This window comes from Pseudomonas sp. QE6 (assembly GCF_041379005.1).
Lineage (GTDB): Bacteria > Pseudomonadota > Gammaproteobacteria > Pseudomonadales > Pseudomonadaceae > Pseudomonas.
This window is the reverse complement of record NZ_CP166873.1, coordinates 2,454,996-2,477,563: the sequence shown is the minus strand read 5'-3', so window position 1 is coordinate 2,477,563 and position 22,568 is coordinate 2,454,996. Positions and strand designations below refer to the sequence as shown.

General features: G+C 66.6%; 20 protein-coding genes. 9 read left to right on the top strand and 11 right to left on the bottom strand.

The features are described from left to right. Positions 1-75: 75 nt before the first annotated feature. Positions 76-504 carry a VOC family protein gene (locus ACAW63_RS11390; RefSeq protein WP_371233739.1) on the bottom strand — a complete coding sequence of 143 codons (429 nt, stop codon included), beginning with the start codon at positions 502-504 and terminating at the stop codon, positions 76-78. A gap of 179 nt (positions 505-683) precedes the next feature. On the opposite strand from ACAW63_RS11390, the gene ACAW63_RS11385 reads away from it, so the two are divergent. Both ACAW63_RS11385 and ACAW63_RS11380 read left to right on the top strand, forming a co-directional pair. Next, positions 684-1,052 carry a cupin domain-containing protein gene (locus ACAW63_RS11385; protein ID WP_371233737.1) on the top strand — a complete coding sequence of 123 codons (369 nt, stop codon included), beginning with the start codon at positions 684-686 and terminating at the stop codon, positions 1,050-1,052. Positions 1,053-1,244: 192 nt separating this feature from the next. After that, complete coding sequence (locus tag ACAW63_RS11380; RefSeq protein ID WP_371233735.1) at positions 1,245-1,541, top strand: DUF3303 domain-containing protein; 297 nt, start codon at positions 1,245-1,247, stop codon at positions 1,539-1,541. Here ACAW63_RS11380 and ACAW63_RS11375 read toward each other — a convergent pair. Next, positions 1,531-2,541, bottom strand: coding sequence for a GlxA family transcriptional regulator (locus ACAW63_RS11375; RefSeq protein WP_371233733.1), 1,011 nt, complete (start codon positions 2,539-2,541; stop codon positions 1,531-1,533). The genes ACAW63_RS11380 and ACAW63_RS11375 overlap by 11 nt on opposite strands. A 97-nt stretch (positions 2,542-2,638) precedes the next feature. Here ACAW63_RS11375 and ACAW63_RS11370 point away from each other — a divergent pair, with 97 nt between their 5' ends. From ACAW63_RS11370 to ACAW63_RS11360, 3 genes are all read left to right on the top strand, one after another. After that, the gene (locus ACAW63_RS11370; protein WP_331316501.1) at positions 2,639-3,187 is read left to right on the top strand and encodes a cysteine hydrolase family protein; all 549 of its coding nucleotides are present in this window, start codon (positions 2,639-2,641) and stop codon (positions 3,185-3,187) included. Between the two features lie 164 nt (positions 3,188-3,351). Next, on the top strand, positions 3,352-3,948 hold the full coding sequence (locus ACAW63_RS11365; protein ID WP_371233731.1) for a LemA family protein: 597 nt from the start codon (positions 3,352-3,354) through the stop codon (positions 3,946-3,948). Between the two features lie 6 nt (positions 3,949-3,954). Beyond that, entirely contained in the window at positions 3,955-5,865 is a 1,911-nt protein-coding gene (locus ACAW63_RS11360; protein WP_371233730.1) for a M48 family metallopeptidase, read from the top strand. A gap of 148 nt (positions 5,866-6,013) precedes the next feature. On the opposite strand, the gene ACAW63_RS11355 is transcribed toward ACAW63_RS11360, so the two are convergent. The 3 genes from ACAW63_RS11355 to ACAW63_RS11345 all read right to left on the bottom strand — a co-directional run bounded on the left by ACAW63_RS11355 (position 6,014) and on the right by ACAW63_RS11345 (position 8,812). Next, complete coding sequence (locus ACAW63_RS11355) at positions 6,014-7,396, bottom strand: amino acid permease (protein ID WP_343574392.1); 1,383 nt, start codon at positions 7,394-7,396, stop codon at positions 6,014-6,016. 316 nt (positions 7,397-7,712) lie between these two features. Beyond that, entirely contained in the window at positions 7,713-8,390 is a 678-nt protein-coding gene (locus ACAW63_RS11350) for a trans-aconitate 2-methyltransferase (protein ID WP_371233728.1), read from the bottom strand. Between the two features lie 176 nt (positions 8,391-8,566). Continuing rightward, a complete protein-coding gene (locus tag ACAW63_RS11345; RefSeq protein WP_371233725.1) occupies positions 8,567-8,812 on the bottom strand; it encodes a hypothetical protein in 246 nt (81 codons plus the stop codon). A 280-nt stretch (positions 8,813-9,092) separates the two neighbouring features. Here ACAW63_RS11345 and ACAW63_RS11340 point away from each other — a divergent pair, with 280 nt between their 5' ends. Then, positions 9,093-12,209 (top strand): transglycosylase domain-containing protein, encoded by a 3,117-nt coding sequence (locus tag ACAW63_RS11340; protein WP_371233724.1) that lies wholly within the window; start codon positions 9,093-9,095, stop codon positions 12,207-12,209. A gap of 180 nt (positions 12,210-12,389) precedes the next feature. Here the strand turns inward: ACAW63_RS11340 and ACAW63_RS11335 are convergent, their stop codons facing one another. Genes ACAW63_RS11335 through ACAW63_RS11325 form a run of 3 tightly spaced genes read right to left on the bottom strand, consistent with a single transcriptional unit; the run spans position 12,390 to position 13,606 of the window. After that, the gene (locus ACAW63_RS11335) at positions 12,390-12,611 is read right to left on the bottom strand and encodes a VF530 family DNA-binding protein (RefSeq protein ID WP_371233723.1); all 222 of its coding nucleotides are present in this window, start codon (positions 12,609-12,611) and stop codon (positions 12,390-12,392) included. 48 nt (positions 12,612-12,659) lie between these two features. Next, on the bottom strand, positions 12,660-12,968 hold the full coding sequence (locus ACAW63_RS11330; RefSeq protein WP_371233722.1) for a multidrug efflux SMR transporter: 309 nt from the start codon (positions 12,966-12,968) through the stop codon (positions 12,660-12,662). After that, positions 12,968-13,606: an FMN-dependent NADH-azoreductase gene (locus tag ACAW63_RS11325; RefSeq protein ID WP_371233721.1), complete on the bottom strand. Its 639-nt coding sequence runs from the start codon at positions 13,604-13,606 to the stop codon at positions 12,968-12,970. The genes ACAW63_RS11330 and ACAW63_RS11325 overlap by 1 nt, the downstream gene beginning before the upstream one ends. Before the next feature lie 140 nt (positions 13,607-13,746). Here ACAW63_RS11325 and ACAW63_RS11320 point away from each other — a divergent pair, with 140 nt between their 5' ends. Both ACAW63_RS11320 and ACAW63_RS11315 read left to right on the top strand, forming a co-directional pair. Beyond that, positions 13,747-14,661, top strand: coding sequence for a LysR substrate-binding domain-containing protein (locus ACAW63_RS11320; RefSeq protein WP_371233719.1), 915 nt, complete (start codon positions 13,747-13,749; stop codon positions 14,659-14,661). A gap of 207 nt (positions 14,662-14,868) precedes the next feature. Next, positions 14,869-16,065: a sugar transporter gene (locus ACAW63_RS11315; RefSeq protein WP_371233717.1), complete on the top strand. Its 1,197-nt coding sequence runs from the start codon at positions 14,869-14,871 to the stop codon at positions 16,063-16,065. Positions 16,066-16,281: 216 nt separating this feature from the next. Here the strand turns inward: ACAW63_RS11315 and putP are convergent, their stop codons facing one another. Together putP and ACAW63_RS11305 are read right to left on the bottom strand one after the other, a co-directional pair. After that, complete coding sequence (gene putP / locus ACAW63_RS11310; RefSeq protein WP_371233716.1) at positions 16,282-17,799, bottom strand: sodium/proline symporter PutP; 1,518 nt, start codon at positions 17,797-17,799, stop codon at positions 16,282-16,284. Positions 17,800-18,586: 787 nt separating this feature from the next. Next, complete coding sequence (locus ACAW63_RS11305) at positions 18,587-19,336, bottom strand: helix-turn-helix domain-containing protein (protein WP_371233714.1); 750 nt, start codon at positions 19,334-19,336, stop codon at positions 18,587-18,589. A 250-nt stretch (positions 19,337-19,586) separates the two neighbouring features. Between ACAW63_RS11305 and ACAW63_RS11300 the strand changes: the two genes are divergently transcribed. Further along, on the top strand, positions 19,587-21,635 hold the full coding sequence (locus tag ACAW63_RS11300) for a TonB-dependent receptor (RefSeq protein ID WP_371233713.1): 2,049 nt from the start codon (positions 19,587-19,589) through the stop codon (positions 21,633-21,635). Positions 21,636-21,645: 10 nt separating this feature from the next. Here the strand turns inward: ACAW63_RS11300 and ACAW63_RS11295 are convergent, their stop codons facing one another. Then, a complete protein-coding gene (locus ACAW63_RS11295; RefSeq protein WP_371233711.1) occupies positions 21,646-22,503 on the bottom strand; it encodes an ATP-binding protein in 858 nt (285 codons plus the stop codon). Positions 22,504-22,568 lie beyond the last annotated feature (65 nt).

The following is a 22,568-nucleotide window of genomic DNA, read 5'->3' as shown; positions in this document are numbered from 1 at the left end:
GATCACGGGGCCGACCGCCCGTCGGGGCAGCGAGCTGGACAGGGTAGCGCAGCCGACAGGTTTTCGCGTGGGGTCTCAGTGCCAGGGGTCGTAGGTACCGAAGCTCCAGATATGGCCTTCCAGGTCGCGGCAGGTGAAACCCTGGCCGCCGTAGTCCTCGTCCTTGATGTCGATGACGATCTGTGCGCCGCCGTCCACCGCCGCTCGGTACAGCACCTCGGCATCCTTCACCACGACATAGATGCTCTGGGTGCAGCCGCCAACCTCGTCGGGCTGGCGCATCAGCCGGCCGTACTCGTTATCGTGCAGAGAGCCCAGCATCAGCAGCCCGCTGCCATCCGCGAGCACCAGCTGCGCATGGGCGATGCCGCCGTGGTCATCGGCCACCACCAACTGGCGCCGGAAGCCGAAGATGGCGCACAGCCAGTCGATGGCGCGGGGCGCATCGCGGTAGCGCAGGCACGGGATGATGCTGGGGCGGATGGCGGGAACGGGCGTGGACATGGCGATCTCCGGCGGGGACGGGCGCAATCTTTCCAGCATAGCCGCCCGCTACTTCCACTCGGCAGGGGCATCCCGGCGACCCGATGAAGCCAATGCGCAGGTACTCGAAGCGCAATTTTCTGCAAGACCGGCTCCGAATGGAGCCGTAGTGTCAGGCGACTCATTTGAAGGAGCACAGCATGACCACGCGCCAACCCGTCAACTTGCAGGACAAGCTTTCGCGTATCCACGAAACCTGGCAGCCCCGGGTCATCGCGGAAATGAACGACTACCAGTTCAAGGTGGTGAAGCTGCACGGCGATTTCGTCTGGCACAGCCACGCCGATACCGATGAGACCTTCATCGTGCTGGACGGCGAGCTGCGCATCGATTTCCGCGACGGTCCGCTCACCCTGCGCGCCGGCGAGCTGTACGTGGTGCCCCGTGGTGTCGAGCACAAGCCGTACGCCGAGCACGAGGTGCAGGTGATGCTGATCGAACCGCGCGGAGTGCTGAACACCGGCGACGCCGGCGGCGAGCGCACGGCGCAGAACGATCGCTGGATCTGACCGTCGATCGACTGCACCGCGCACCGCCGATCAGCGGCCGTGGCTGGCGCCGGCCCGGCTGCTATGCCTGTGAGGAGGAAACCGCTCCCAGCCAGAGGCTGTAACGCCTGGGATACACGGGCGCGACCCTGGCAGCGGTGCCGATTCGGGTCCGCGAATCTTGCCTGCCCGGACCCGGGCCGGAGGTGCGACATGCTCTATCTGGTGCACTGGACCATTCCCATGGAAAACCGCGACAAGGTCATCCAGCGGTTCCTGCAGACCGGCGGCCTGCCACCGGCCAACGTCAAGCTGGTCGGCCGCTGGCATGCCATGGGCCACATGATGGGCTTTGGCCTCGCGGAAGCCGAGAACCCACTCGACCTGCAACGCTGGATGCTGCAATGGACCGACCTGATGAACCTGCAGGTGCACCCCGCCATGACCGACGCCGAATACGCCCCCTTGCTGGTGCAGCAGATGGAGGCGGCGACCTCGGTCAGTCCCTGACGGCGGTCTCCGCCTGCCTGGCGCCGAAGCGCTTGCGGTAATCGCTGGGCGACATCCCGGTGATCTTGCGGAAGGTGCTGCGGAACGAGCCCGGGTCGAGATAGCCGACCGTAAAGGCGATGTGATCCACCGTGCCATTGGTGAACTCCAGCATCTCCCGCGCCTTGCCCACCCGCAGGTGCTGGCAGTATTCGGTGGGTTTGAGCCCCGTGGCCGCCCGGAAGCGGCGGAGGAAGGTGCGCTCCTCCAGCCCGGCCCGGGCGGCCATCGCGGGCAGGCTCACGTCCACCGCGCCGTTGCCCTGCAACCAGTGCTGGACCTTGAGGATCGCCGCGTCGCCGTGACCGAGCAGCGGCGCGAAGTTGCTGCCGCACTGCTGCGCGCTGTCGCTGTGCTCCACCACCAGGAAGCGTGCGGTGCGCGAGGCGATGCTCGGCCCGAGCAGGCGGTCGACCACGCGCAGTCCGACTTCCGACCAGGCCATCAGGCCGGCGGAGGTGATCAGGTCACCATCGTCGACGATCGGCTTGTGCGCCTCCAGGCGCACCTTGGGGAAGCGCCGGGCAAACGCCTCGGCCCCGCTCCAGTGGGCGGTGGCGGAGCGCCCGTCGAGCAGGCCGGCCTCGGCCACCAGCAAACCGCCGATGCACACCGAGCCGACGATGGCGCCGTCCGCGTGGCGCGCGGCCAGCCATTGGGTGAGATGGCGCACCGGCGTGGCGTCCGGCAGGCCGAACAGCGACGGCGGTACCAGCACGGCGACCAGGGGGCTGGCCGCTTCGGGCGGCAGGTCCGGATGGGTATCGAAGATGCGCCTGAGCGCGGCGCCTTCCTCCCCGGACCAGTGGCTGACCCGCAGCGCCGGCAGCTGGTCGCCGGCCTCTTCGCTGGAGATGCGCTCGGCCACCGCGAACAGGTCGGTCAGCCCGTGCAGCGCCGCCGCCTGCACACCGGGATAGATCAGCAGGCCGATCTCGACGACGCGCCTTTGCCCAAGCATTGTCACTTTACCCCCTGTTATTGTCGTTCCGACTGATCCCGCACCGGCGCGGGATGGCCAATACTGGCTCCACTTCCCACTCACCGAGGATTCGGAAATGGCAAAGCAAGCGCTCATCCTAGTGGATATCCAGAACGACTACTTCCCCGCCGGCAAATGGCCGCTGGTTGGCATCGAGCCCGCCGCCAACCAGGCCGCCAAGGTGCTCGCCGCCTTCCGGGAGCGCGGTGACCTGGTGGTGCATGTCCGCCACGAATTCGCGAGCGATGACGCGCCCTTCTTCGCCCCCGGCAGCGAAGGCGCGCAGATTCACCCGAAGGTTGCCAATCTGCCCGGCGAAGCCGTGGTGCTCAAGCACTTCGTCAACTCGTTCCGCGGCACCGACCTCAAGGCGATCCTCGACCAGCACGGCATCGAGTCCGTCGTCGTGGTCGGTCACATGAGTCACATGTGCGTGGACGGCGCGGTGCGGGCCGCCGCCGACTTCGGCTACGAGGTGACCGTGCTGCACGACGCCTGCGCCACCCTCGACCTGGAATTCAATGGCGTGAAGGTGCCGGCCGCCCAGGTCCATGCGGCCTACATGGCAGCCTTCGCCTTCGCCTATGCGCAGGTGATCTCTACCGCCGAGTACCTCGATCGCTGATCCTCGCGCCACGCTGCAGGGGCCTCTTCGGAGGCCCTTCGTCGTTCAGAAAAGTGCCGCAGCAGCGCCAGCGAATCAACGCAGCCAGACGTGAGAAGTTACCCAACGCCGTGCCGGCTTTCCGCTATCATCGAGGCTCAATCGCCTGCCGATAAGGACATCCCATGAGCGTTTCGTCGATCGTCACCCTGGCCATCATCGCCGGCGTGGTCTTCCTGCTGATCAGCGTGTTCAACCGCCTGGTGGCGCTGCGCAACCGCTACCAGAACGCCTTTGCCCAGATCGAAGTGCAGCTCAAGCGCCGCTACGACCTGATCCCCAACCTGGTGGAAACCGCCAAGGCCTATCTCAAGCATGAGCGCGAGACCCTGGAGGCCGTGATCGCCGCCCGCAACGCCGCGGTCGCCGGCCTGAAGGCCGCCTCCGAACAGCCCGGCGACGCCGGCCGCATGGCGCAACTGGCCGCCGCCGAGAACGCCCTGGGCGGCGCCATGGGTCGCCTCAATGTGACCCTGGAAGCCTACCCGGACCTCAAGGCCTCGCAGAACCTGCAGCAGGTCAGCGAGGAGCTTTCCAGCACCGAGAACAAGGTGGCCTTCGCCCGCCAGGCCTACAACGACTCGGTGATGGCGTACAACACCTACCGCCAGTCCTTCCCGGCCAACTTCCTGGCCACCACCTACGGCCACAGCAAGGACGCCAGCCTGCTGGAGTTCGAGGACAGCAAGGAAATCCAGGCCGCGCCGAAAGTCGCCTTCTGACGCGCGATGAACTTCTTCGAACACCAGGACCGCGCCCGGCGGCAGACCGGGCGCCTGGTCCTGCTGCTGGCCGTCGCGGTGGTCTGCCTGGTGACCATCACCAGCTTTGCCCTGGGCTGGCTCTGGCGGCATTTGGGTGAGCCGGCGCTGCACCTGACCTCGCGCGCCTCCCTGCCCGACCCCGAGCTGTACCTGGCGGTGGCCGCCGTGATCATCGGCGTGGTCGTCCTCGGGGCGCTGTACAAGCAGGTGCAGTTGAGTGCCGGCGGCAAGGTGGTGGCCGAGAGCCTGGGCGGCCGATTGCTCAACCTCAGCGCCAGCAATACCGACGAGCGCCGGCTGCTCAACGTCGTCGAGGAAATGGCCCTGGCTTCCGGCTCACCGGTGCCGCCGGTCTATGTGCTGGAAGACGCCTCGATCAACGCCTTTGCCGCCGGCCTGAGTCCGCGCGACGCGGTGATCGGGATCACCCGCGGCGCCATCGAGCAGCTTGAGCGCAGCGAACTGCAGGGCGTGATCGCCCACGAATTCAGCCATATCCACCACGGCGACATGCTGCTCAACACGCGCCTTACCGCGCTGCTGCACGGCATCCTCCTGCTCGGCCTGATCGGCGGCATGCTGCTGCGTGGCTGGAACGAGACCAGCACCGGCATCCGCGTCGGTAGCCGCAGTAGCAGCAACGACAAGGACGGTGGTGGCAGCGCGGTGCTGCTGGTCATCGGCTGCGGCGTGGTGCTCTACGTACTGGGCTACGTCGGCACCTTCTTCGGCCAGTTGATCAAGGCCTCGGTCAGCCGTCAGCGCGAGTTCCTGGCCGATGCCTCGGCGGTGCAGTTCACCCGCGATCCCTCCACCATCGCTGGCGCGCTCAAGAAGATCGGCAGCAATCCCTTTGGCGCACTGCTCAGCGCCCCGCGCGCCGCGGAGTTCAGCCACATGTACTTCGGCGACGGCGTCGGCAGCAGCTGGTTCGACACCCACCCGCCGCTGAAGGAGCGCATCCGCCGCGTCGAGCCGGGCTGGGACGGGATCTACCCGAAATTCGAGCCGCGCCTGGACGTGGCGCTGATGAGCAAGGAAGCCTGGACCGCCGCCGTCACCGGCCAGGCCTATCAGCCCAGCGCCGTCGACGTGGCGGTCGCCGCCGTCGGCGCCCCTACGGTCGCTCATCTGCAGGAAGCCCGAGGCACCCTGCAGCGTCTGGACGAACGCCTGCAACGCGCCGCCCATGACACCGAAGGCGCCCAGGCGCTGATCTACGGTCTGCTGCTGGACAGCGAACCCGGCCTGCGCGGCCGCCAGCTGGAGCAGCTCAAGACGCGCCTGGACCTGAGCCTGGCGCTGCAGCTCGACCTGCTGGAAGAGTCGCTGCTGCACCTCGACCCCGGCCAGCGCCTGCCGCTGCTGGACCTGGCCATGCCGGCGCTGAAGCAGCTCGACACCCAGGGCTTTACCGGCCTGCGCGAAAACATGGCCCTGCTGATCAAGTTCGACGGCAAGGTGAAGTTGCTGGAATGGACCCTGCTGCGGATCGTCGAACGCAACCTGCGCCCCGGCAGCGCGAAGATCGGCAACGTGGCGCTGGCGGAACTGGAGGAGCCGGCCGCCGTGCTGCTGGCCTTCCTCGCCCGCGCCGGCGAAACCGGCGATGCACAGACCGAGCAGGCTTTCTCCGACGCCTGGAGCGGACTGCCCTTCACGCCTCGTTCGCTACCGGTCGCAGGTCAGTTGCGCGAACTGGAAGCCGCGCTGAAGAAACTGGAACAGTTGCGCCCGCTGCAGAAGCCGCAACTGCTCAAGGCCATGGCCCGTTGCGTCGAGCAGGATGGTCGAATCAACGTCAGCGAGGCGGAGCTGATGCGCGCGGTGGCGGATATCCTCGATTGCCCGATGCCGCCGTTGTTGGCTGCCTGAGGTTTGCTCGCCCTCCAACATCGATGTGGCCGGATAATCCTGTTCGCGAGCAAGCTCGCTCCTACGAAAAGCAGCCGCCTGACCGCCAGGTAAACGCACAAAAGAAAAGGGCCTCCGAAGAGGCCCTTTTCATTCACTCAACCGTCACTCACGCACGGCTGGCGGCACCGCCCTGCTCGGTCTTGGGGGCAAGGTTCAGCGCGTAGTACAGCACCGTCAGCAGCACCAGGAAGGCCGGGCCGATGTACAGCGCGATGCGGGTGTCCTCGAAGAAGGCCATCAGCACCACCACCAGCACCAGGAAGGCCATGGCGAGGTAGGAGCTGACCGGGTACAGCCACATCTTGAACTGCAGCTTGCCAGCTTCGGCGGCGGAGAGGCCGCGGCGGAACTTCAGCTGGGCCAGCAGGATCATCGCCCAGGTCCAGATCGCACCGAAGGTGGCGATGGAGGTCACCCAGGTGAATACCTTTTCCGGCACCAGGTAGTTCAGCAGCACGCCCAGCAGCAGCGCGGCGATGGACAGCAGCAGCGCGTTACGCGGTACGCCGCCCTTGGAGGTCTTGGCGAACACGGCCGGGGCCTGGCCATGCTGGGCGAGGCTGTAGAGCATGCGGCCGGTGCTGAAGATGCCGCCGTTGCAGGACGACAGCGCGGCGGTGATCACCACGAAGTTGATGATGCCGGCGGCGGTCTTGATGCCCATGCGCTCGAAGGTCATCACGAAGGGGCTGCCCTGGGTGCCGATCTCGTTCCACGGGTAGATCGACATGATCACGAACAGCGCGCCCACGTAGAACAGCAGGATGCGCCAGAACACCGAGTTGATCGCACCGGGGATGGTCTTCTGCGGGTTCTTCGCTTCACCGGCAGTCAGGCCGATCATCTCCACGCCCAGGTAGGCGAACATCACCATCTGCAGGGACATCAGCACGCCGGTGATGCCGTGGGGCATGAAGCCGCCGTTGCTCCAGATGTTGGAGATGCCGGTGGCGATGCCGTCGTTGCCCAGACCGAACATGATCATGCCGCCGCCGACCAGGATCATGGCGACGATGGTGACGATCTTGATCAGGGCGAACCAGAACTCGAACTCACCGAAGGCGCGCACCGCCACCAGGTTGATGGTGCCCATGCTCGCCAGTGCGGCCAGCGCCCAGATCCAGCGCGGTACGTCGGGGAACCAGATGCCCATGTAGATGGCCACCGCGGTGATCTCCGCGACGCAGGTCACCAGCCAGAGGAACCAGTAGTTCCAGCCGGTCAGGTAGCCGGCCAGCGGGCCGAGGTAGTCCTGGGCGTAGCGGGCGAAGGAGCCGGCCACGGGGTTGTGCACGGCCATCTCGCCGAGGGCGCGCATGATCACGAGGATGGCGAGACCGCCGATGATGTAGGAGAGCATGATGGCCGGGCCGGCCATCTGGATGGCCTTGGCGGAGCCGAGGAACAGGCCGACGCCGATGCAGGCGCCCAGGGCCATGAGACGGATGTGCCGCTCATTGAGATCCCGCTGGAGATCGTGGGACGACATGGTGATGCAACCTCATTTTGTTCTTGGGGAATATCAGCTGCGGACTCGAAGTGCAGTCGGGATGCGGAAACACCGGAAAAAAGCTTCGCCACCGCGCCGTTCGGCACAGGGGGCGGAAGATTCTGGTGATTCCAGGACGGCACACCGCAAGAGGCTGCCCGCTCTTGTGGAGTGGACGTGGGCATTGCGGGAGTGGACCACGGCTGAGGTCGCTGCCGAATTTACACAAGTCCGCCGGAGACGTCTGCCCCAAAAGGGTGCCTTTTGACCAAAGGCGTAGGGACGATTCGTCGCGCCAGGTGCAACCCGGTCGTACTCAGCCGGCCAGCGGTTGCAAGTCCAGCAGCAACGAGCAGGGCTTGCCGCTTTCCGGATGGCGCGGCTCGCGCAGTTGCCGCACACGCCAGCCAGTGGCGGCGAGCAGCGTCAGCCAGGATTCCAGGGTGCGGTAATACCAGGGCATCGGCGCGCTGAAGGCCTCGCCGAAGGCGGCGAAGGTCTCCAGCCGCCAGCCATCGGCGTAGGGTTCGTCGCCGCAGACGGACCAGGGATGCACGGTTTGGATCAGTAGGCGGCCGGCGGGTTCGAGGCGCTCGCGCAGGGCCAGGAGCAACGGCGCGATGGATTCGTCGAGCAGGGCGAAGTTGCAGACCAGCACATCGAAGCGGCCCAGGGACTCGCCCTCGGTAATCAGCCCGGCGTAGTCCATCACCTCGAAGCGCCCACCGCCCGACTGGCGGGCCGCCTCGATCAGCGGCGCGGAAGCGTCCACCCCCACGCATTCGCTGCCCCGCTCCGCCAGGGCCCGGCATAGCCAGCCCTCGCCACAACCGATGTCCAGCACGCGGCGTGCCGGCCCTGCGGCGACGGCGCCGAGTATCGCTGCGTCGGCCACCAGGCGCCGACTCTCGATGCGCTGTTCGCGTACGGCACGGGTCCAGGCGTCGGCATTGGCCTGCCAACTGTGGCGGATTCGGGCGCTCTGGTCGGTCATGGAATCCTCCTGTTGAGCATCCGGTGAGCCCTGCCTTACGAATCTCGACTGCGGCGTCAGGCGGTTCGCGAGCAAGCTCGCTCCTACGAAAAGCGCCGGGGCATACCTGTAGGAGCGAGCTTGCTCGCGAACCGCCCAGAGATCGAAGCAAGAAAAGTATCCCCTACCGCGCCTCGTCACTGAGTCTTCCAGGCCTTGGGCACTGCCAGCCCCTTGGGCGGCGGAGTCTGCGGCAGCATCTCGCGGCAGCCGGCGTCGCGGAACGGCCCGCCGATCTTCTGCCAGCCGTCCCCCGGCGAGGTCTGCTGGCAGGCATAGCGGCCGTCCAGCTTGCTCTGCCACTTGTAGAACGGCATGGGCGCGGCGACGGCGCTGAGCGATATCAGCAGCAGGGACGCGACGGGCAGAAAAAACGAACGCATGGCCGGAAAGTCCTGTCGAAGAAATCAGGGGCTGCCAAGGCCGGGGCGCAGTACGGCAAAAACCTGGCAGACCCGCCTATTGCACCTGCTGGCCATCGGCAAATCAATCCGACGGGCGCGGAAGTGTGCAGCGCGGCGCGCAGAATTTTCGCCGCCTACTACGCTGGAAATTAGGAAAGCCGCTATCTCAGGGCTTTCGCGGCGTCGGGAGGGGCGCCGGTCGTCACGTGGGCGGAGTCCGCTTACCTAGGCTGTGGTTTGAGCATGGGCAGGTCGTGAAATGGATAGCTCCAAGCATTCCGGTACGCATAATGCAGCTCAACCGGGTCGCTCGGAGCCCGGTATTTCCCCGACGAAAGTTCACCATCATCGTTTCCTGCTGCTATTTCTCTTCCTCTTGCCGCTGCTCGCCGCCATCGGCGCCGCACTGCTCTACGAGGCGCGCACGTCCAAGCTGCAGGCGCGCGAGCTGGCGCGCTACGCCGGCGAGCTGACCTGGCAACTGGCGCAGGGTCCCAGCAGCGCGGTGGTGTACCCGCAGAGCGGGCCGTTCGACCGCAGGCTCGGCTACCTGCAATTGCCGACCTTCCTCGACCGCCTGCACCAGCGCAACTTCATCACCCTGAGCCAGGCGCGCTTCTCCGAACCGCTGATGCAGTACGCCGGCCATGGCCTGTTCCCGCCGTATCCGGAGAAGATCCAGGCCGGCGTGGACATCGCCGACTGCCGCGGCCTGCCGATCTACGCCTTCCGCTACCCGCAGCGGTTGTACGCCAACTTCGACAGCATTTCCCCGATGATCGTGCAGAGCCTGCTGTTCATCGAGAACCGCGACCTGCTGGACACCCAGCGCCCCTATCTGAACCCGGCCATCGACTGGAGCCGCTTCACCCAGGCCTCGCTGGCCCAGGTGGGCAAGCTGGTCGGCATGGGCAACCACGCTCCCGGCGGCAGCACCCTGGCCACGCAGATCGAGAAGTACCGGCACTCCGAAGACGGTCGCACCAACTCCATCACCGACAAGCTGCGGCAGATGGCGTCGGCCAGCGTACGCACTTACCAGGGCGGTGCGGAAAACCTGGCGGCGCGGCGCAACGTGGTGCTCACCTACCTCAACTCGGTGCCGCTCTCGGCGCAGCCGGGCTATGGCGAAGTCAGCGGCCTGCCGGACGGCCTGTGGATCTGGTACGGCGCCGACTACCAGCGGGTCAACCAGTTGCTCAGCGCACCGCCCGCCAGCGGCGTTTCGCTGGCCGAACAGGGCAAGGCGTTGCGCCAGGTCATCTCGCTGATGATCGCCCACCGCCGGCCGTCCTGGTACCTGGCGCGCGGCCGCGACCAGCTGTCCGGGCTGACCGACAGCTACCTGCGCCTGCTCGCCCAGTCCGGGGTCGTCCCCGCCGCGCTGACCGATGCGGCGCTCAGGCAGCAACTGGTCTTCCGCGACCCGCGCAACCAGCCCACCGTCACCCCGCTGGAGAACAACAAGGGCGTGACCCTGGCGCGTACCCGCCTGGCCGGGATGCTCGACGTGCCGCTGTATGACCTGGACCGCTTCGACCTGTCCTTCACCACCACCCTGCAGCACGAGTTGCAGGAACAGGTCACCGCCTACCTGCGGCACCTCTCCGATCCGGAGTTCGCCGCGCAGATCGGGCTGTTCGGCGAGCACCTGCTCTCCGAGGACAAGACCAAGGACGTGCGCTACAGCTTCACCCTGTTCGAGCGCACCGCCAGTGGCAACCGCGTGCGCGTGCAGACCGACAACACCGAGCAGCCGTTCGACATCAACGAAGGCAGCAAGCTGGAGCTGGGTTCCACCGCCAAGCTGCGGGTGCTCTCCACCTACCTGGAAACCATCGCCGACCTGCACGACCAGTACGCGCCGATGAGCACCGCCGACCTGAAGAAGGTGCAGGTGGAGCCCATCGACTTCCTCAGCCGCTGGGCCATCGACTACCTGATCGCCGCCAAGGACCGCAACCTGCCCGACATGCTCAGCGCGGCCATGCAGCGCAAGTACTCCGCCAGCCCCTACGAGGCGTTCTTCACCGGCGGCGGCATCCACACCTTCAGCAACTTCCGCAAGGAGGACAACGGCCGCATTCCGACCATCCAGGACGCCCTGCGCGAGTCGATCAACCTGCCCTTCGTGCGCCTGCTGCGCGACCTGGTGCGCCACGACATGTACTCCAACGAAGGCAGCAAGGTCGCCGTGCTGGCCAACGACAAGGACCCGCGGCGCGAGGACTACCTCAACCGCTTCGTCGACAAGGAAAGCCAGGTCTACCTGCTGCGCTTCTGGCAGAAATACAAGGGCAAGACCACCGACGAGCGTCTCGACACCTTCCTCGACGGCCTGCGCGCCTGGCCGGTGCGGCTGGCGGCGATCCACCGTTACCTGCAACCGCAGGCGGACCTGCCGACCTTCACCACCTTCATCCAGGACCGCCTGAAGAAAGGCAAGTACGTCGGCGAGAAGCTGACCGACAAGCGCATCGCCGACCTCTACACGCACTACGGGCCGGGCGCCTTCGACCTCAACGACCAGGGCTACGTCGCCCGCGTGCACCCGCTGGAACTCTGGCTGCTCGGCTACCTGCAGCGGCAGCCGGCGGCCACCTTCAACGACGCGGTGGCGGCCAGCGTGGCAGAGCGCAAACAGGTCTATGGCTGGCTGTTCAAGTCGCGGCACAAGTACGCGCGCGACAAGCGCATCCGCATCATGCTGGAGGTGGAAGCCTTCCTCGACCTGCATGAGCAGTGGAAGCGCCTGGGCTATCCCTTCGACCACCTGGTGCCGTCGCTGGCCACTGCGCTGGGCAGCTCCGGCGACCGCCCGGCGGCACTGGCCGAGCTGATGGGGATCATCCTCAACGATGGCGTGCGCCTGCCGACCCTGCGCATCGACAGCCTGCGCTTCGCCGCCAACACGCCGTACGAAGCCAGCCTCGGCCCGCAGTCGAACACCGGCCGCCAGGTGATGCGCTCGGAAGTGGCCCAGGCCCTGCGCACCGCGCTGTCCCAGGTGGTGGACGCCGGCACCGCGCGGCGCCTGTCCGGCAGCTTCAAGCTGGCCGACGGCAGCGCCCTGGTGATGGGCGGCAAGACCGGCACCGGCGACAACCGCATCGAGAGCGTGACCCGCAGCGGCTGGGTGAAGAGTTCCAAGGCGATGAACCGCACCGCGACCTTCGTGTTCTACCTCGGCCCACGCCACTTCGGCACCCTCACCGCCTACGTGGCCGGCAGCGAGTCGGACAACTTCAAGTTCACCTCGGCGCTGCCGGTGCAGGTGCTCAAGGGCATGGCGCCGATGCTGGCGAGTTACCTGGAACCGGGGATCAGCACCGGGTGCCAGACGCCGATCGACAATCTGCGGGTGAGTTGGCGGTAGACACCGATGCCAGCCCTGTAGGAGCGAGCTTGCTCGCGAACAGCCGGACGCCATGAGTGTCCAGCCGGGGTTCGCGAGCAAGCTCGCTCCTACGAAAAGCTCTGAGTTCGCCGGCCGACGCCATCCACGTCAAGCACCCCGGCGCCGATACATCCCTGAACCCTACGAAAAGCCGCGCCGTTATTTGCCCTGGACGGTCTTCACGTACAGCCCCTCCACCTGCTCCCGCGCCCAGGGCGTGCGGCGCAGGAAGGTCAGGCTGGACTTGATGCTCGGGTCGTTCTTGAAGCAGCGGATATCGATGCGCTTGGCCAGCCCGTCCCAGCCGTACTGCTCGACCAGGCGGTTGAGGATGGCTTCCAGGGTCACGCCATGCAGCGGATTCTTCGGTTTTTCAGTCATGGTCCGGCTTCGACAGGTGGGAATCCGCCGCACCTTAACACCAAGCCGTCAGACCCGCAGCCCGACCACCCCGGCGATGATCAGCACCACCGACAGCAGCTTGGTCAGGGTCAGCGCCTCGCCCAGCAGCAGGAAGCCGAACATCACCGTGCCCAGGGTGCCGATCGCCGTCCAGATCGGGTAGGCGATACTGACTGGCAACTGACGCATCGCCAGGGTGAGGAAGAAGATCCCGCCGATCACCGCCAGCACCGTCACGGCGGTGGGCAACGGCCGGGTGAAGCCCTCGGCGTACTTCATCGACACGGCGAACATCACCTCGAACACCGCCGCCACCATCAGCATCGCCCAGGCCATCACGCCCTCACCCACTCGCTCTCGGCGAGATCGGCCAGTTCCCGCTCGGCCTGCTGGTAGGACGCCTGGAAGGCATCGGGATTGCCCTCCTCGCCTTCGGCGGCGATCACCCGTACATCCTCGATCCCGAGGAAGCCCAGCGCCACGCGCAGCCAGGCGTCGGCATGGTTCATCCACTCCAGCTCGCCGCCCGGGCCCATGCCGGCGCCGCCACGGCTGGTGACGATCAGCGCCTTGCGCCCCTTGAGCAGCGGTTCGTACTCGGCCCCGTCAGCATTCACGTGCAGGCCGAAGGTGCGGCCGAGACGGACGATCTGGTCGACCCAGGCCTTGAGGCCGCTGGGCACGCTGAAGTTGTACATGGGCGTGGAGATCACCAGCAGTTCGTGGTCGAGCAGTTCGTCCACCAACTGGTCGCTGAGCGACAGGTCGGCCTGCATGGTCAGCGGGCGATTGTTCGGCTCGGGATGAAAGGCCGCCGCGATGAAGGCTTCGTTGACGTGCGGCAGGCTGGCGCGGCCGACCTCGCGGCGCGTGACCTCGGCCTGCGGTAGTGCGGCGAGAAAGCTCTCGGCCAGGCGCCGGGAATGAGAACGCTCGGCGCGCGGGCTGGCGTGAATGGCAAGAATCCTGTTCATCTATAGCTCCTCGAGTGGGTATACACTGCAGAGGTCTCGAATTCACCTCTGCCTTACCGCCAAAGCTATTTTCCGGTCGCCTTGGGGACAACTGAGGGAAACTCCGCCGAGATGAATACAGCTCATCCATGGAGAGCCATATGTTCGTCAACCTGCCGCTGCCCGCCCTGCGCACCTTCGAATCCGCCGCGCGCCAGCTGAGCTTCAAGGCCGCCGCCCAGGAACTCTCGGTGACACCGACGGCGGTGTCCCATCAGGTCCGCGCGCTGGAGGACTGGTTGGGCCTGCCGCTGTTCGAGCGCCTGCCGCGCCAGGTGCGCCTGACCGAAGCCGGCGAACGACTGTTCCGCAGCCTGCACGGCGCGCTGCTGGAGGTTTCGCAGTCGGTGGACAGCCTGCGCCCACAGCGCAGCGCCAGCAGCCTGACGATCTCCACCACACCGGCCTTCGCCGCGCTCTGGCTGGTGCCGCGCCTGGGGCGCTTCTACGCCCGTTACCCGCACATCCGCCTGCGCCTGGACAGCCAGTGCGAGTTGCTCGACCTGCAACAGGACGCCAGCGTCGACCTGGCGATCCGCTACGGCTTCGGCGACTACCCGCGCATGCACAGCCAGTTCCTGCTCGGCGAGCGCTTCGCGGTGTACGGCGCACCGGCACTGGTGGCCACCGCCGATGTGGAGGTGCCGGAGATGATCAGCGTGCGCTGGTACAACTCCGAACTCTACGAACGCGGCTGGAAGGCCTGGTGCGCGGCGGCCGGCGAGGAATGCCTGCTGACCCAGGCGATACAGCGCGAATACGAGGAAGAGTTCTACGCCCTGCAGGCCGCCATCGCCGGCCAGGGGCTGGTGCTGGCCAGTTCGCTGCTGGTGTCCGAATGCGTAGAGAAGGGATTGCTGGTGCCCTACCGCCCTGAGATCAACGTGCCCGGCGCCCGCTATACCGCGCTCTGCGTGCCGGGACGCGAGCGCCATCCGCCGGTGCGCGCCTTCCTCGACTGGCTGGCCGAGGAAGCGGCCCAGGCAGCCGATCCGCTGATCGGCAACGCCGCCTAAGGCTGGTCGAGGCATTTGCCGCTGCGCCCGCACAGGTGGGCGTTCGCCGTGCACGGCGCGGCGGCCGTGGGTAGAATCACATCCGCCGCATCCCCCATACCTATAACGATTCCTCTTTGCCCGCCCGCACTCCGCCCCATCGGCTCCGGAGCGCACCGCGCATGGCCGGGGGACTCGGCCTGAGCCCCACCTCACCTCAGGATTCCCATGAGCAGCACGCAACCCACCCACACCGGCAGTTGGCTGAGCGTCATCGCCCTGGCCCTCGCCGCCTTCATCTTCAACACCACCGAGTTCGTTCCGGTGGGGCTGCTCAGCGATATCGGTCGCAGCTTCGACATGCGCCCGGAACAGACCGGGCTGATGCTCACCCTCTACGCCTGGGTGGTCTCCCTCACCTCGCTGCCGCTGATGCTGCTGACCCGCAACATGGAACGGCGCCGCCTGCTGGTGGTGATCTTCTGCCTGTTCATCGGCAGCCACCTGCTCTCGGGCGTCGCCTGGAACTTCAGCGTGCTGATGCTCAGCCGCTTCGGCATCGCCTTCGCCCACGCGGTGTTCTGGTCGATCACCGCCTCGCTCGCCGTGCGCGTGGCGCCGCCGGGCCAGCAGGCGAAAGCCCTCGGCCTGCTCGCCACCGGCACCATCCTGGCGATGGTGCTGGGCATTCCGCTGGGCCGTGTGCTGGGTGAGGCGCTGGGCTGGCGCACGACCTTCCTCGCCATCGCCGGTGTCTCGGTGGTGGTGGTGCTCTGGCTGGCGCGCTCGCTGCCGCTGCTGCCGAGCCAGAACTCCGGTTCCCTGCGCAGCCTGCCGCTGCTGCTGCGCCGCCCGGCGCTGGTGTCGATGTACGTGCTCACCGTGCTGGTGATCACCGCGCAGTTCACCGCCTACAGCTACATCGAGCCCTTCGCCCGGGAAGTCGCGGCGCTGGACAGCCAGCGCACCACCCTGCTGCTCCTGCTGTTCGGCGGCGCCGGGCTGTTCGGCTCGATCCTCTTCAGCCGCTACAGCGAGCGCTTCCCGCGGGTCTTCCCCTGCACCGCCATCGCCGTGCTCGGCGCCTGCCTGTTGCTGCTCCTGCCGCTGGCGCATTCGCCGGTGGCGCTGCTGGTCTTGAGCCTGTTCTGGGGCGCAGCGATCCTCTGCTTCGGCCTGGCGCTGCAGGCCAAGGTGCTGCAGTTGGCCCACGACGCCACCGATGTGGCCATGGCGATGTTCTCCGGCCTGTACAACGTCGGCATCGGCGGCGGCGCGCTGCTGGGCAGCCGCGTGGCGGCAGGCGCGGGACTGGAATGGATCGGCTACGTGGGCGGCGCGCTGGCGGTGGCCGGGTTGTTGCTTTGCCTGTTTGCCTGCTGGCGCTATGCGGCGGCGCTGAGTGGCGGGCACCCTTCACATTGAAAAAAACCGCTCCGAGGAGCGGCTTTTTTGTCTGCGTGAGATCATGGCGCGCTCCTACAAGAGACTCGGAGCCGAGGCTGAGCCTGTAGGAGCGAGCTTGCTCGCGAACCCAGCGGACACCCAAGGCACCAAGCGGTTCGCGAGCAAGCTCGCTCCTACGAAAAGCAAAAGGCCGCGCCCCTTTCGGGAGCGCGGCCTTTTTCATTCAGCGGAGACTCAGCGGCTGGTCACAGCAGTGCCGGCCGACTGAGTAGCCTCGGCGTATTCCGCCTCGGCTTCCTCGAAACGCTGGATCATCGCCTTGGACGGCGCGGTGCCGATCAGGCTGAACACCACGATCGAGACGCTGGAGAGAATGAAGCCCGGAATGATCTCGTACAGGCCGAGCCAGCCGAACTGCTTCCAGACGATCACGGTGACCGCACCGACGATGATGCCAGCCAGCGCGCCGTTGCGGGTCATGCCCTTCCACAGCACGGAGAACAGCACCAGCGGACCGAAGGCGGCGCCGAAACCGGCCCAGGCGTAGGACACCAGTCCCAGGACGCGGTTTTCCGGATTGGCGGCCAGGGCGATGGCGATCAGCGCCACCAGCAGCACCATGGCGCGGCCGACCCATACCAGCTCAAGCTGGCTGGCGTTCTTGCGCAGGAAGGCCTTGTAGAAGTCTTCGGTCAGCGCCGAGGAACACACCAGCAGCTGGCAGCTCAGGGTGCTCATCACCGCGGCGAGGATGGCGGACAGCAGCACGCCGGCAACCCACGGATTGAAGAGGATCTTCGCCAGTTCGATGAACACGCGCTCGTGGTTCTCGCCAACGGCGCCAGCCTGCTCCGGATGCGCCTGGAAGTAGGCGATGCCGAAGAAGCCCACGGCAACCGCGCCGCCCAGGCAGAGGATCATCCAGGTCATGGAGATGCGGCGGGCAGCGGGGATCGACTTCACCGAGTCGGCCGCCATGAAGCGCGCCAGGATGTGCGGCTGGCCGAAGTAGCCCAGGCCCCAGGCCATCAGCGAGATCACGCCGACGAAGGAAGCGCCCTTGAGCATGTCGAAATTGGCCGCGTCCTTCATTTCGATGGCAGCGAAGGTCGGCTCCACGCCACCGGTGGCGAACAGCACGATGATCGGAGTGAGGATCAGCGCGAAGATCATCAGCGAAGCCTGCACGGTGTCGGTCCAGCTCACCGCCAGGAAGCCACCGACGAAGGTGTAGGCGATGGTCGCGGCGGCACCGGCCCACAGGGCGGTCTCGTAGGACATGCCGAAGGTGCTTTCGAACAGGCGGGCGCCGGCGACGATGCCGGAAGCGCAGTAGATGGTGAAGAAGACCAGGATCACCAGCGCGGAAATCACCCGCAGGATACGGCTGTTGTCCTCGAAGCGGGTGCTGAAGTAGTCAGGCAGGGTCAGGGCGTTGCCGTTGTGCTCGGTGTGCACGCGCAGGCGGCCGGCGACGAACAGCCAGTTCAGGTAGGCGCCGCAGATCAGGCCGATGGCGATCCAGCTTTCGGAGATGCCCGACAGGAAGATGGCGCCCGGCAGGCCCATCAGCAGCCAGCCGCTCATGTCCGAGGCGCCGGCCGAGAGCGCGGTGACGAAGCTGCCGAGGCTGCGGCCACCGAGGATGTAGTCGGAGAAGTTGTTGGTGGAACGATAGGCGGCCAAGCCGATCAGAACCATGGCAGCGATGTAGATCACGAAGGTGATCAGTGTTGGCGTGTTGACGCTCATGGGGACTCCCCTACAGCTTGTTTTTATCCAGGCGCGCTGGGTAATGCGTGCCCTTGACTGGCAGCCGGCGTGGTTGACGCCGACCGGTTAGCGCTTGCTCACAGGCAAACCGGGTTGCGCGTGGCACCATCCGGCACCGAACCGCTACGCCTCCCGTCGCAGGCCCGCCCTCGTCCATGCTGGCGATCTCCTGCGGCCGCCGTCTCACCACGGCGACCGTCGTCCCGACCTCGCGGGTAAGCGAGGCGCGGGCCGTTTACCGGGCGACGCCCGGTGATCCTTCAGGCGCCGGAAATGACGCCTGCACTCCGATGAAGCCCTGCGCGCCACAGGATACGGGGCGGGCGGTGGCATTCACCGGGGTCGTTCAGAACTGTGCTCACGCGCGCATTGAGAAGCGGCAGGGGGTGGCCGGCGCACGAGGGCGCGGATTGTACAGAAAGCTGAGGAGTCGATTGCGCCGCTGGTCCGAGGGCGGACGGCGCGACACCACGGGCGGGCGCTGCGGGCCGAGCCGTGGAAAGAATGGCGCAGCCAGGTGCAGGCGCGCTACAGGCGAAGACAAAACCGGTGATGGGCATGCTGCCCTCCCGCGTATCGAGCTGGATGTTGTTCTTGGTCTGACCGGGTTGCACCTTGGGATACCAGCAACGCGGTTGGCGGACTCTATGGGTTGCACCTATGGATTTCTTGCTGAAAACTCCGGATTTATTGCAAAAGACTCCGACACTGGCAGAGCGCCAGCTGACCATTTGGTCAGCATTGGCATCGATTCAGATCGGAGACTTCAGCTGCGGCGCAGGTTGCCCGGGGTCAGCCCCAGGTAACGGCGCATGGTGGTGGTCAGCGCGCTCTGGCTGGAGAAGCCGCACTCCCCCGCCACCCGCACCAGCGGCAGATCACTCTCGCGCAGCAGACGGGCGGCCCGGTCCAGGCGCTGGCGCAGCAGGTACTGATGGGGCGTGAGGCCGACACGGTCCTTGAACTGCGCGTGGAACTGGCTGGGACTCAGGCAGGCGACTTGCGCCAGTTCGGCCACGGTGATGCGCCGGGCGAGGTGCTGGCCGATATAGGCATCCAGCCGTTCCAGGTCCAGGGGCCCGCCGCGTGGCGCCAACACCTCGCCGAACAGGCGCAGGTGCAGGGCGCGCAGCAACACACCGCCCAGGGCGCGGGCCAGCAGCGGGTCGTTGCCGTAGCGGGCGATCTCGGCGCCGGCATAACTGAGCAGGTTCTGGAAATCCGCATCCAGGGTCGGATAGCGCGGCGCCTCGAACAGACGCGCCAGCAGGTCACGGTCCTGCTCGCCGGTGCCGGCCTCGTCCAGGTCGACGATCAGCATATGGTTGTCACCCACGCCGGCGAATTCGTGTCCCACATCCCCCGGCACCAGGCAGGCGCGCATCCGGCAGACCTCGCCGCCCCGACCATTGACCTCGAACTCCGCACGGCCACTGAGCGACATCACCAACTGGTGATGGTCGTGGGCATGGCGATGAGTCTGGTCGGACAGACGGGCGAGGCGGGTTTCGAACATGGCGCATGACTGATCAAATTTTGAGCATGGTACGGGATTCGGCCGGGCCTGCCCAGTGCACGGGTGCAACCGGGCGCAACTCCAAAGACACACAAGCACTAAAGAATCTAAGCCTGGAAATATTGCTAACCAATAGATATGTTATGTTATAACAAATAACACATTCCCATTTCCCCTTCCCAGCCGCCTGACACATCCCTGACCAGGAGGGAGGGGTTCGCTTTGCCAGAAGAAAAACCAGGAGTTCGTCATGCCCCCATCCCTCCCCCGTTCGCGCTGGCGCCTCGCGCCGCTGGGTCTGGTCCTGTGCGCGGGCGCGCCCTCGCTCGCCGATGCCGCCCCCACCGAACTGGAACCCCAGTTGATCACCGCCAACCCGTTGGGTGATACCTCCCCCGCCACGCCCAGCAGCGTCCTGCAGGGCGACGAGCTGACCCTTCGGCAGAAGGGCAGCCTGGGCGAAACCCTCAACGGCACGCCCGGCGTGTCGTCCACCTGGTTCGGCCCCGGCGCCAGCCGCCCGGTGATCCGCGGCATGGACGGCGACCGCATCCGCCTGCTGCGCAATGGCGTGGGCGCACTGGACGCCTCCTCGCTGTCCTACGACCACGCCGTGCCGGAAGACCCGAATGTGGTCGAGCGCATCGAAGTGGTCCGTGGCCCGGCCGCCCTGCTGTACGGCGGCAACGCCATCGGAGGCGTGGTCAACAGCTTCGACAACCGCATCCCCAGCGAACCGGTGGACGGCATCCACGGCCAGGGAGAGCTGCGCTACGGCGGCTCGGACACAACCCGCAGCGCCGCCGGCGCACTGGAAGCCGGCGACGGCAGCTTCGCCCTGCACCTGGACGCCGGCTCCCGCGAGTTCAACGACCTGCGCATCCCCGGCTACGCCCACTCCAGCCGCCAGCGTGCAATCGACGATGACGACCGCAAGCATCGCGTCGACAACAGCGACGGCCGCCAGGACAGCGGTGCCATCGGCGGCAGCTATCACTGGGATCACGGCTATGCCGGTCTGTCCTACAGTGGCTACGACAGCAACTACGGCTCGCCCGCCGAAGACGACGTACGCCTGAAGATGCAGCAGGACCGCTACGCCTTCGCCTCGGAAATCCGCGATCTCGACGGCCCCTTCAGCTCGGTGAAGCTGGACGCCGCCCACACCGAGTACCAGCACAAAGAAATCGAGGGCGGCGAGACCGGCACCACCTTCAAGAACGACGGTTACGAAGCGCGCATCGAGGCGCGACACAAACCCATCGGCCCGCTGGACGGCGTGGTCGGCGCGCAGGTCGCCAACAGCCGCTTCTCGGCGCTGGGCGAAGAAGCCTTCGTACCGCACACCGAAACCGACAGCGCCGCGCTGTTCTTCCTGGAGAACTGGCAGGCCACCGAACGTCTCGCCCTGAACCTCGGCGGTCGTGCGGAACACATCCGCATCGCTCCGAATGCCAAGGACAACGAGCGCTTCGCCGAGAACGACAGCTCGCGCAGCTTCACCGCCGGCAGCCTGTCTACCGGTGCGGTCTACACCCTGACACCGATCTGGTCGCTGGCCGCCACTCTCGCCTACACCGAGCGCGCGCCGACCTTCTACGAGCTGTACGCCAACGGCGCCCACGCCGCCACCGGTACCTACGAAGTGGGCGACGCCGATGCGAGCAAGGAAAAGGCCGTCTCCACCGACCTCGCCCTGCGCTTCGACAGCGGCCGCCACAAGGGCAGCGTCGGCGTGTTCTACAGCCGCTTCGCCAACTACATCGGTCTGCTGGCCAGCGGACGCTACCGCGACGAGGAAGGCGCAGTGGTGGATGCCGGCGATGACGAGGCACTGCCCGAGTACCTCTACAGCGGCGTGAAGGCGGACTTCTACGGCGTCGAGGCGCAGGACCGCATCCACCTGCTGGACAGCCCCTACGGCCGCTTCGACCTGGAGCTCTCCGGCGATTACACCCGCGCCAAGAACAAGGACACTGGCAAAGCATTGCCGCGCATCGCCCCGCTGCGCCTGAACAGCGCGCTGCTCTGGGAGCTGCAGCAATGGCAGGCGCGGCTGGAAGTGGAATACGCCGCCGACCAGAACCGTGTGCCGGAGAACGAGCTGCGCACCGAGGGTTACACCACCCTCGGCGCCAGCCTCGGCTATAGCTTCGACCTGGGCGACAGCCGCTGGCTGGCCTTCGTCAAGGGCGAGAACCTCACCGACCAGACCGTGCGCTACGCCAGCTCGATCCTGCGCGACAGCGTGCCGGCCGGTGGGCGCGGCATCCAGGCCGGGGTGAAGGTCGCGTTCTGATGCTCTAAAGCTAACGTCCGGCGTAATCCCGAGCGAACTGCGCGGCGATCCGTCCGGAACGCGATCCGCGGTGGGTCGCCCAGCGGATCGCCGCCTGCTCCCACTCGGCCTGCTCCACACGGCCCAGGCCGTGGTATTCCAGCCAGCGCGCGACCGCCTCCAGGTACTGCTCCTGGCTGAAGGCATAGAAGGATATCCACAGGCCGAAACGTTCGGAGAGCGACACCTTCTCCTCTACTGCTTCGCCGGGATGCAACTCGCCGCTTTCGCTGCGCTGGAAGGCCAGGTTGTCCTCGGCGCGCTCGGCCAGCAGGTGGCGGCGGTTGGAGGTGGCGTAGATCAGCACGTTGCCCGACTGCCCGGCCACCGAGCCGTCGAGCACGGTCTTCAGGCCCTTGTAGCCGGTCTCGCCATCCTCGAAGGAGAGGTCGTCGCAGAACAGGATGAAGCGCTCCGGGCGATGACGCAGCAGGTCGATGATCTGCGGCAGGTCGGCCAGGTGCTCCTTGTCCACCTCGATCAGGCGCAGCCCTTCGGCCTGGAAAGCGTACAGGCAGGCCTTCACCAGCGAGCTCTTGCCGGTGCCGCGCGCGCCGGTGAGCAGCACGTTGTTGGCCGGGCGGCCGGCGACGAACTGGCGGGTGTTCTGCTCGATCAGCGCCTTCTGCCGGTCGACGTTGCGCAGGTCGTCGAAGGCGATCAACGCCGGCTCCCGCACCGGCGTCAGGCGCGGCAGGCCCTGGCGGTATTCCCACAGGTGGGCGATGGCGCCCTCCTCCAGCGCCAGCTCGGAGCGCGGCGGCAGGGATTGTTCGAGCAGGCGGGCGATGCGCGCAAGTTGTTCGGCGATGGCGGACATTTCGGTCATGGCGAAGATCATCGAGACGGGAATGGGGACTGGCCAGCAGCCTAGCGATGGGTGAAAGTGGCCGT

Bases quoted from the DNA above. Each gene is read 5' to 3' on its own strand.
- ACAW63_RS11390 (WP_371233739.1), bottom strand. From the start codon at position 504: ATGTCCACGCCCGTTCCCGCCATCCGCCCCAGCATCATCCCGTGCCTG.
- ACAW63_RS11385 (WP_371233737.1), top strand. From the start codon at position 684: ATGACCACGCGCCAACCCGTCAACTTGCAGGACAAGCTTTCGCGTATC.
- ACAW63_RS11380 (WP_371233735.1), top strand. From the start codon at position 1,245: ATGCTCTATCTGGTGCACTGGACCATTCCCATGGAAAACCGCGACAAG.
- ACAW63_RS11375 (WP_371233733.1), bottom strand. From the start codon at position 2,541: ATGCTTGGGCAAAGGCGCGTCGTCGAGATCGGCCTGCTGATCTATCCC.
- ACAW63_RS11370 (WP_331316501.1), top strand. From the start codon at position 2,639: ATGGCAAAGCAAGCGCTCATCCTAGTGGATATCCAGAACGACTACTTC.
- ACAW63_RS11365 (WP_371233731.1), top strand. From the start codon at position 3,352: ATGAGCGTTTCGTCGATCGTCACCCTGGCCATCATCGCCGGCGTGGTC.
- ACAW63_RS11360 (WP_371233730.1), top strand. From the start codon at position 3,955: ATGAACTTCTTCGAACACCAGGACCGCGCCCGGCGGCAGACCGGGCGC.
- ACAW63_RS11355 (WP_343574392.1), bottom strand. From the start codon at position 7,396: ATGTCGTCCCACGATCTCCAGCGGGATCTCAATGAGCGGCACATCCGT.
- ACAW63_RS11350 (WP_371233728.1), bottom strand. From the start codon at position 8,390: ATGACCGACCAGAGCGCCCGAATCCGCCACAGTTGGCAGGCCAATGCC.
- ACAW63_RS11345 (WP_371233725.1), bottom strand. From the start codon at position 8,812: ATGCGTTCGTTTTTTCTGCCCGTCGCGTCCCTGCTGCTGATATCGCTC.
- ACAW63_RS11340 (WP_371233724.1), top strand. From the start codon at position 9,093: ATGGATAGCTCCAAGCATTCCGGTACGCATAATGCAGCTCAACCGGGT.
- ACAW63_RS11335 (WP_371233723.1), bottom strand. From the start codon at position 12,611: ATGACTGAAAAACCGAAGAATCCGCTGCATGGCGTGACCCTGGAAGCC.
- ACAW63_RS11330 (WP_371233722.1), bottom strand. From the start codon at position 12,968: ATGGCCTGGGCGATGCTGATGGTGGCGGCGGTGTTCGAGGTGATGTTC.
- ACAW63_RS11325 (WP_371233721.1), bottom strand. From the start codon at position 13,606: ATGAACAGGATTCTTGCCATTCACGCCAGCCCGCGCGCCGAGCGTTCT.
- ACAW63_RS11320 (WP_371233719.1), top strand. From the start codon at position 13,747: ATGTTCGTCAACCTGCCGCTGCCCGCCCTGCGCACCTTCGAATCCGCC.
- ACAW63_RS11315 (WP_371233717.1), top strand. From the start codon at position 14,869: ATGAGCAGCACGCAACCCACCCACACCGGCAGTTGGCTGAGCGTCATC.
- putP (WP_371233716.1), bottom strand. From the start codon at position 17,799: ATGAGCGTCAACACGCCAACACTGATCACCTTCGTGATCTACATCGCT.
- ACAW63_RS11305 (WP_371233714.1), bottom strand. From the start codon at position 19,336: ATGTTCGAAACCCGCCTCGCCCGTCTGTCCGACCAGACTCATCGCCAT.
- ACAW63_RS11300 (WP_371233713.1), top strand. From the start codon at position 19,587: ATGCCCCCATCCCTCCCCCGTTCGCGCTGGCGCCTCGCGCCGCTGGGT.
- ACAW63_RS11295 (WP_371233711.1), bottom strand. From the start codon at position 22,503: ATGACCGAAATGTCCGCCATCGCCGAACAACTTGCGCGCATCGCCCGC.